Annotated in this window: 9 protein-coding genes; 1 reads left to right on the top strand and 8 read right to left on the bottom strand. The window is 47.2% G+C overall.

Features of this window, described 5'->3' with window-relative positions; genetic code table 11:
* Positions 1–5: 5 nt before the first annotated feature.
* The 6 genes from AB1K89_RS05245 to AB1K89_RS05270 all read right to left on the bottom strand — a co-directional run bounded on the left by AB1K89_RS05245 (position 6) and on the right by AB1K89_RS05270 (position 5,718).
* Complete coding sequence (locus tag AB1K89_RS05245) at positions 6–1,058, bottom strand: serine hydrolase domain-containing protein (protein WP_413053737.1); 1,053 nt, start codon at positions 1,056–1,058, stop codon at positions 6–8.
* The gene (locus tag AB1K89_RS05250) at positions 1,059–2,015 is read right to left on the bottom strand and encodes a GNAT family N-acetyltransferase (RefSeq protein ID WP_413053738.1); all 957 of its coding nucleotides are present in this window, start codon (positions 2,013–2,015) and stop codon (positions 1,059–1,061) included.
* Positions 2,012–2,995 carry a BadF/BadG/BcrA/BcrD ATPase family protein gene (locus AB1K89_RS05255; protein WP_413053739.1) on the bottom strand — a complete coding sequence of 328 codons (984 nt, stop codon included), beginning with the start codon at positions 2,993–2,995 and terminating at the stop codon, positions 2,012–2,014. The genes AB1K89_RS05250 and AB1K89_RS05255 overlap by 4 nt, the downstream gene beginning before the upstream one ends.
* A 30-nt stretch (positions 2,996–3,025) precedes the next feature.
* Positions 3,026–4,600, bottom strand: a complete 1,575-nt coding sequence (locus tag AB1K89_RS05260) for a SpoIID/LytB domain-containing protein (RefSeq protein WP_413053740.1) — start codon at positions 4,598–4,600, stop codon at positions 3,026–3,028.
* 128 nt (positions 4,601–4,728) lie between these two features.
* Complete coding sequence (locus tag AB1K89_RS05265) at positions 4,729–5,499, bottom strand: HAD family hydrolase (RefSeq protein ID WP_413053741.1); 771 nt, start codon at positions 5,497–5,499, stop codon at positions 4,729–4,731.
* 87 nt (positions 5,500–5,586) lie between these two features.
* The gene (locus AB1K89_RS05270) at positions 5,587–5,718 is read right to left on the bottom strand and encodes a hypothetical protein (RefSeq protein ID WP_413053742.1); all 132 of its coding nucleotides are present in this window, start codon (positions 5,716–5,718) and stop codon (positions 5,587–5,589) included.
* A 284-nt stretch (positions 5,719–6,002) separates the two neighbouring features.
* Here AB1K89_RS05270 and AB1K89_RS05275 point away from each other — a divergent pair, with 284 nt between their 5' ends.
* A complete protein-coding gene (locus tag AB1K89_RS05275; protein WP_413053743.1) occupies positions 6,003–6,689 on the top strand; it encodes a C40 family peptidase in 687 nt (228 codons plus the stop codon).
* Between the two features lie 47 nt (positions 6,690–6,736).
* On the opposite strand, the gene AB1K89_RS05280 is transcribed toward AB1K89_RS05275, so the two are convergent.
* Together AB1K89_RS05280 and AB1K89_RS05285 are read right to left on the bottom strand one after the other, a co-directional pair.
* On the bottom strand, positions 6,737–7,657 hold the full coding sequence (locus tag AB1K89_RS05280; RefSeq protein WP_413053744.1) for a patatin-like phospholipase family protein: 921 nt from the start codon (positions 7,655–7,657) through the stop codon (positions 6,737–6,739).
* The gene (locus AB1K89_RS05285) at positions 7,647–8,381 is read right to left on the bottom strand and encodes a DUF6944 family repetitive protein (protein ID WP_413053753.1); all 735 of its coding nucleotides are present in this window, start codon (positions 8,379–8,381) and stop codon (positions 7,647–7,649) included. Before AB1K89_RS05285 ends, AB1K89_RS05280 begins: the two co-directional genes overlap by 11 nt.
* Between the last annotated feature and the right edge of the window lie 12 nt (positions 8,382–8,393).

The following is an 8,393-nucleotide window of genomic DNA, read 5'->3' on the forward strand; positions in this document are numbered from 1 at the left end:
TCCCCCTATGAGAACAATGATGTATAGATGATATTATGTAAGCGGGGCCGCAAGCGGAGCGCTGCAAGATGCCGTCCGAAATACACACGGTTTGCAAGCAACATGACCGTCAATTCCTTTTCTGGATCGATATAGAAGCTCGTACCCGTGAATCCCGTATGGCCATACGTGCTTTGTGACATCAAGTCCCCTGCAGCACTCGCTCCACTCCCTTTCAGTTGCCATCCTAGACCTCTGCTTTCACCCGCAAACGGCGTGAAATTGCGTCTCGATAACGCAAGCCAATTCGGATCCAAGATTCTCTTTCCTTCATGCATTCCGTCGTTTTCAATCATCGCCGTGAAAACGGACAAATCCTCCATCGTTGAAAACAATCCTGCGTGACCGCTTATTCCGCCCATGAATTCCGTATTATCATCATGGACAACCCCATACTTATGGCCTTGCAAATGGTCATAATACTCGGTCGGCGCATACCGCTGCCGCTCATACTTTGGTGTATATCCCGTGTCCTTCATTCCCATCGGCTCAAATAGATGAAGACGTGAATACTCGTCAATCTTCTGCCCGGTAACCTTTTCGATAATTTCCATGAGGAGAATGAATCCGAGATCGCTATAGACGACATCAGTATCCGGTGTGTATTCCAACTTTTCCTCCTCGATTTCTTTCAACACTTGAGTAGCCGAAAGCTTTCTTTCAAAATACGGCCGATGCGCGATCAGTCCCGAAGAATGGGTGAGCAGCTGCTTAATCGTCATGCTTTCTTTTCCGTGTTTTTCGAATGAAGGGATGAACGTCGCCACTTTATCATGCAAATGGATTTCGCCCGCTTCACATAATTGCAAAATGGCGGGCAACGTCACCATCACTTTCGTCAACGATGCCATGTCGAACAGATGGCTGCTCGTTATCGGAACCTTATCTTCTTCTAAACTATTCGTCCCGACTGCCTCTTCGAGAATGATTTTCCCTATATGACGGATGCGGATGACCGCACCCGGTGTAATTTGCTGATCGATTTCACGTTGTAAAAACGACCGTACCGCTTCTTTCATTCACTCCACCCCTATCGTTTTCGCCATCGACTGGTATTGTTTCCATGGCGTGAAGCCAAGCTTTTCATAAAAAGCTATGAGCTGCGTCCAATCGATGACAATTTCCTTAATGCCTCTTCCGATCAATTCGTTCGCCGCAGCCTTCACCAAATCGATTCCGAAATGGCGCCCCCGGATTTCACGATCAATTCCTAACGGTCCGATGCCGCCCATCTCCCCTTCGATGAGTGCAGACCAATACACGTTTTGCGCGATGACCGGCGATTGCGGATCATTCATCCGGCAAAAGCCTTGCAGTTCACCATCAATGAAAAACCCCATAAACTCCCTTCCAGAACCGCCAATCAATTCGTAATGGAGCGCTTCATAATGCCAACGGCCAGGAAAGACCCGTTCCAAAAACGTGAGTAGTAAAGGGATGTCATCTTTCGTCAACAGTCGATAATGCTCGTTTGAATTCGTTAGCTTATACAACTCGCCATCCCCGACATCTTTTATCAAATCGGTTTCGATGCCGCCTTTTTTATAGCCGTGCTTTTCAAACCAGCCGATAGTCTTTTTATCCTCCAGAGGAACGCCCGGAAAGTAATGCCATGGATCACGACCCAATCGGATTTCTTCGACTCCGGCATCAATGAGTGCCTGTTCCGCCAGTTTTTGTAGCTCAGTTCCGATTCCTTCATTCCGGAATGACTTTCCGACAACCATGCATTGAATCCATCCAATCGTCGTTGGCATCCGGGTATCGAGCTTCTCCAAATACCGTTTTGCGACAATGATTCCGCGCAGCCGCCCTTCCCGGATGACTGCGAGCGAACCTTCTTCAAGCACATTCGGCTCCATTGTCGTGTTTTGATTCCATAAAGTTGCATTCATCGGAAACCGATCGCCGAGTTCTTCATTCCACAGCTCCACGATATCGGACACAGGGATTTCGGATAAAGGTACGATTGTCATGGCGTCACCCTTTCTCGAAGCTGTTCATTCAAACGTTTGGAGAACTCCGGATCCACGGCAGTTTGCTGATCCGCCAATCCCGCAAGCACCGCCCCACCGACAGGCGGTACGTGCGTCGTTTGGAAAACGGCGTTCGGAATGGAATGACGAGCTAACTCACTGAATTGAGCTGCGAAGAACTCCGCATCGGTAAAGACGCCGCCCGACAGCACGATTGCCGTCGGGTGGTTTTCATCGAATAAGCGGCTATGGCAAGCCTCGATTGAATGCATCATCTCGATACACGCTCTCTTCACAATCTCTTTTGCCACATCATCATCCGCCTGTACTTCCTGCATGACAAGGCGTGCAAGGGGCGCGACGACTGAACGCGGATGTTCTTTACCGTACACTTTGCCGATAATATCCGGGACACTTTGTACAGCAAGATAGTCAGTGACCCGATCCGTCAATGATGTCGCTGGACCGCGATTATCAAAAGAACGGAATACCGCTTTCAACGCTTCATTCCCTAAATAAAATCCGCTTCCTTCATCATCGAATAAATAACCCCATCCGCCTGAACGTGCGACGTCCCCGTTTTCATTAATCCCTAAAGTGACGGCGCCGGTCCCTGCAATCTGAACGATGCCAGGTCCTCCGAGTGTGCCGGAATATAAAGCATTGAACGCGTCGTTTCGGACAATTACTTTCGTTCCGGCTGGCAGCTCCCGAGCTAACAAAGCCGCCACTTCGGCGTCCCGTCCACTTTCCCCGACGCCAGCAATACCTACGAAACAGACGGAGAGTTGATTGAAAATAGCTTCGCCCTGCCTTTTCAACTCCCTTGCCAACCCGCTAATGACTTCTTCGAATTCCGCTTGCTGCAACGTGTTCGGATTGCTCCGTCCGGTTACCGCATGCATGTAAACATTTCCAAGCTCATCGGCGACAATTCCTGTCGTCCTCGTCCCACCGCCGTCAATTCCTAATACATACATCTGCCGACTACCGCCTTTTTCGTTTCTGAATTAATATCTCGTTTCCAACTCAATTCCAGTGTAGAAATGTTTCAAAATGACATCATACGTATATCCTTTTTCAGCCATTCCGACCGCTCCGACTTGGGACATTCCGACGCCATGCCCCCATCCGCCGCCGTCCACTTTGTACCCGATAGTCTCTTCCGTTTCCTCATCTTTGATCGGCTCGATGATGAATAATGTACTTAACAGCACTGCCGGATCTCCATTCGCATTAATATATTGGAGTGCCCAGCGGATGCGATCTTTGTATTCGTAGAACGTTCCATTTTCAGTTACGAATTCAATTACGGCCGCGCGACCCGAGCTGGAGCGTTCCGTTACATTGATTTCCAACACTTGACCGACTTCCGTATTGAAGTAGCTTCCGACGATTTCACTGATTTCGTCTGCCATCCATTCGAAATGCCAACGATAATATCTGGACCAATCCGCCTCGAAATCGCCAGTCTTCACTTCACGTAATGATTCTCCACTGCCGTTTTTCTTGTAAATATCCAACGCCGGGACGTATTTCAGGTCATTCCCTTTCTGTGCAACATGCTTCGCTCTCAAATAAGGAGTCGCTTCCGATGTCCACACATCCTCATTATTCGCCGTGAATCCGCCGCTCGTTGAATGGAAAACCGCTGTAATGAGCTTGCCTTCATACGTAGCAACAATGCCTCTTGTTCCGTCGACAGCTTCATTAGAAATCGGATGTTCCGCGCCATATCCGCCATACACTTGGTCGGAAGTCGTCGGCAATAGATCATAGCCGTCCGCGCTCCGCTTGCCTAAATTGGACAAAGCGTACGTACGTGCAGCGATCGCCTGCGCTTTTTGCGCTTCTACTTCCCCATATGGAACCGGCGGAAGTTCACGAGGAACGACGCCGTATAAATATTGCTCGACGCTTAATTGATTGATGCCTGCCAACGTTCCGCTGCTATTGAAGCCTACTTCAGCGAGACCGCGATACGTTTGCCCATTGATCTTGACGAATCCGGAAGAAGCAACCAATTGGACTGGATGTGCAGTTTCCTTTTCCTCCCCATTTTTCGTCACTTTCAATTGTGTTTCGCCTTCAGCAATCGTCACCACTTTCCAAAACGCGTCACTCGCAGCCAATCCTTTTGCAACGACTTCATCCTTGAATGCGGTTCTTACTGTAAACGAAGCATCCGCCGGAAATTCACCGAGGTACAAACGCCAGCCGCCGTTATAGTCTTCGGTGTACGTCGGATACCCTTCGGCGTGTGCCCGTCGCAGCCAATCATCTACATATGCTTGACTCGTTGTGAAAGCAACTTGAAGCCGGTAATGGCTTTGAACGGTTGCAGCGGAGCCCAATTCCACAAATACTTCTTCATCCGTTCCGGTAAATAAAACCTCACCTGTATACTTGTCAATCAGTTCAAATGCTCCTTGCCCGCCAACGGTTAATGAACCGACGCTCGGGACTACCCCAATCCGGATTGTTGGATCCTCGCCGGTTTGTGCTGATGCTGAGTACCCTCCGGCCCCGTGAAAAAACAATGTGCACGCCATCAAACCCGCGGCAACAAACTTCAAGACTTTCATCCAATCCCCACCCTCTCTACAATTTCCACAATTTTCGTTGCTATCATTAGAGATTCGACGAAGCTATGAAATTCCCTTTTAAATTATTTAACTATTTTTGATATTTAATTTCAGGAGAATGGGTTCCTTTACTTACTTAGAACGGACGGCAATTCTGAAAGACTATAAATCACTTCGTGAGGAATCGCCTCTTTAGGAAGCATTTCAAAATGTTTTTTCGTCTCCTTCTTCAACTTTTGTAGCACAAGCTCTTTTATTTCCATTGTCACTCTCCGTTCAGCCGGCGATAAACTTTTCATGGAATCCGATAATTGACGGCAAATCCATATGGAACGGACTCCAATCGTATTTGCGGAAATGACGTCATGATCGATTCGATCTCCTACATGTGCAATAATTTCACCGAGTCCCAAGACGGAACCGAACACCCTTTCATCCGGCTTCGCATAGCCCGCCTCCTGAGGGGTGACAACTAGATCAAAATGCTCCGTCAACTTCAAGACGTCCATGACGGGCAATTGATATTTCGTGAAACCGTTCGTAACGGCGGCCAATGAAAAACCAGCTTGCTTTAATTCATCCAACACACAAATCAAATCCTCCAACAAATAAATATTCGGTTCCTCGCAAAATCCACTCAAAATCTCTTCCACATTAATAGATGATTGCAGGCGATTCGCCTTCATATAATCCGTGACAATGTCGTCCCAGTCATAGGCGTCCGCAGTCCTTCCGTCCTTCAAACGCGTTTCATGCTCAGTCACAAGTTGTGCTATGATATTTTCAAGTAATTTATTCTCCAGCAATATCCTTCTTTCAATTTCAGGGAATACATGACCGACAAAAGGATTTTGCATGAGCGTTCCATCCAAGTCGAACGTAATCCACTTTTTCTTCATTTGACAGCTCCTGTCGTTAATAATCCATTTTTCAAATTCACTGACTATTATATGTATAAATCAACACAAAAAAACGGCTAAATGGATTTATCGCCCATTCAGCCGTCTTTCTTCATTCCGCAAACCTTGGATTCGCAATGATCCACTATTGTTTTGTTTCGATTGTGTAGTGCGTTTATGATTTTGGACAGTTGCCATCATATGAATAATCTGTATCAAAAATATCCCTCCATTCTGTTACACCGCCTATAGTATGTAACAGAAATAGAATGGATACACATCGCGCAAATATAACATTATTCAGAAATCGACAGTGATGAGCAGGAAATATTAATCTACATTTCCATTATCTACTTTTATTAAAAGGTCGTCATCTCAATGTAACGATTTTGTAACATAGTTGCCCCTGTACTGTAACATTCAGTCTCTACACTTGTAAGAGTGATCAGCGAGACATACAAAAATTTCAAACCATATAGATCAGTGGTAGATAGGGGAAAAGTGTGAAGAAAGTTGCTTTATCGTTATTCGTAGCAGGTTCATTGGCATTTGGAATTACAGCAGCAGATGCGGAGGCAAGTGCTCCTTCAACACAAACCGTGTCAGCGCATACAGGTACATATTCAACAGCATATAATGTTAATCTCCGTTCTGGAGCAGGAACAAACTATAAAATTCTATCATTAGCGAAAAAAGGGACAAAGGTCACTTACGTCAATGAAAAGAAAGTCGGCAAAGAAGTATGGTATCAAGTGAAAGTGAACGGCAAGACAGGCTGGGCACTCAGCACTTTATTGACTAAGAAATCAGTCGCGAAAAGCAATAACAATGTCGCCTTGGCAGACAATATCGTTACACGCGCAACTGCACTGACAGGCATTCCATACCGTTTCGGCGGAACAACGACGAAAGGGTTCGATTGCAGCGGTTTCGTTCAGTATGTTTATAAGAAATCCGGTAAATCCGTTGCCCGTGATACATTAGGGCAATATGCACAATCTAAAAAAGTGAGCACTCCAAAACCGGGTGATTTGGTATTCTTCCAAAACACATACCGTAAAGGGATTTCCCACGTCGGCATTTACATCGGCAACAACAAGTTCGTCCATGCAGGCGGAAAGCAATCGCAAGTCGTCAGCTTAAACAACAGCTATTGGAAATCGAAATTCCACAGCTTCAAAAGATTATAAGCAATAAGAAAAACCGCTTGCACACATATGTGCAGGCGGTTTTCGTTTTAGACAATCATCCTGAAATTGCGGGTTCCTTTCATAGAATGTGGCCAAGTCCGCAGAAATTCATTCGTTCGCGACCGACCGATGTCCAGTAGTGCATCCTTCTGTTCATCTTCCATATTGAATTGCGTCGCACTATATTGCTCGACTGGAATGAAAATGATATCCTTTTCGTGCTTCCGGGAAATATATCGGTCGTCATGTGCGTTTTTCATCGTTGAAAACAGTGCTTCGAACAAGTTGAGCGCATTGCTGATCTCCCTGCCACCCATCTGATCTTTCCGATGGCTCAGTTTCATGCCGATCAAAGGCCGTTCCCTTCTGCCTTCCGCATCATCAAAAATCCACATCGGGAAATTGCTCAAAACTCCTCCATCTACGACGATCGTCTCCCCGCTCGGCGCCTTGAAACGGACGGGCTCAAAAAAGAACGGGATATTGCAGCTCATTCGTAGCGCACGCGCTATCGAAAACGTTCCCGGCTCAATGCCATAATGGACGAGGTCATCGGGTAATACGATCATCTTTCCATGCGTCAGATCAGACGCCACGAGTTTGAGTGATCCGGGCGGCAGGTCTGCAAAGTTATAGATCCCTTTGGCCGACAACTTTTCGAAAAACCAATCTTCCAATGCTTTTCCTTGATAAAGACCCATGCGCCAATAGAGCAGCAGCCACTTCATGAATGGTAATGGTAGGATTGTCTGACGAGGGTCGAGCAATAATTGCAGATCCTCTTCCTGCATCATCTGTTCAATTTCCTTGCCAGAATACCCTGCCGCGATGAAGCATGCGAGAATCGCTCCGGCACTCGTTCCCGCCACCCGTTTGAAACGATACCCTTTATCCTCCAACGCCTGGTACGCACCGACCAAAGCAAACCCCTTCAATCCGCCACCTGCAAATACCCCATCAATTAACACAGCATCCCTCCCATGGCGTTGTTACACTATAATATCCGGGGGAGAGATATAGAACTTGGAGAGTGAATCGGATGTGCTTAGATGCGGGGCGACTCGCTTTGGACGCGGAACCTATTGCTTTGAGCGCAGAACCACTCACTTTGAGCGCGGAACATCTCGATTTGAGCGCGGAACCTTTCGCTTTGAGCGCAGAACCTATCGCTTTGAGCGCGGAACCTCTCGCTTTGAGCGTGGAACCTCTCGCTTTGAGCGCAGAACCTATCACTTTGAGCGCGGAACCTATCGCTTTGAGCGCAGAACCTATCATTTTGAGCGCGGAACCTATCGCTTTGAGCGCAGAACCTATCGCTTTGAGCGCAGAACCTATCGCTTTGAGCGCAGAACCTATCGCTTTGAGCGCAGAACCTCTCGCTTTGAGCGCAGAACCTCTCGCTTTGAGCGCGGAACCTATTGCTGTGGACGCGTAACCTATTGCTTTGGACGCGTAACCTATTGCTTTGGACGCGTAACCTATTGCTTTGGACGCGTAACCTATTGCTTTGGACGCGTAACCTATTGCTTTGGACGCGTAACCTATTGCTTTGGACGCGTAACCTATTGCTTTGGACGCGTAACCTATTGCTTTGGACGCGTAACCTATTGCTTTGGACGCGTAACCTATTGCTTTGGACGCGTAACCTATTGCTTTGGACGCGTAACCTATTGCTTTGGACGCGTAACCTATTGCTTTGGACGC

This window comes from Sporosarcina pasadenensis, from assembly GCF_047228845.1.
In the GTDB taxonomy this organism is placed as follows: domain Bacteria; phylum Bacillota; class Bacilli; order Bacillales_A; family Planococcaceae; genus Sporosarcina.

What these genes read in the sequence shown, in the direction of transcription:
- AB1K89_RS05245 (WP_413053737.1), bottom strand. Translation starts at nt 1,058, where the DNA reads ATGAAAGAAGCGGTACGGTCGTTTTTACAACGTGAAATCGATCAGCAA.
- AB1K89_RS05250 (WP_413053738.1), bottom strand. Translation starts at nt 2,015, where the DNA reads ATGACAATCGTACCTTTATCCGAAATCCCTGTGTCCGATATCGTGGAG.
- AB1K89_RS05255 (WP_413053739.1), bottom strand. Translation starts at nt 2,995, where the DNA reads ATGTATGTATTAGGAATTGACGGCGGTGGGACGAGGACGACAGGAATT.
- AB1K89_RS05260 (WP_413053740.1), bottom strand. Translation starts at nt 4,600, where the DNA reads ATGAAAGTCTTGAAGTTTGTTGCCGCGGGTTTGATGGCGTGCACATTG.
- AB1K89_RS05265 (WP_413053741.1), bottom strand. Translation starts at nt 5,499, where the DNA reads ATGAAGAAAAAGTGGATTACGTTCGACTTGGATGGAACGCTCATGCAA.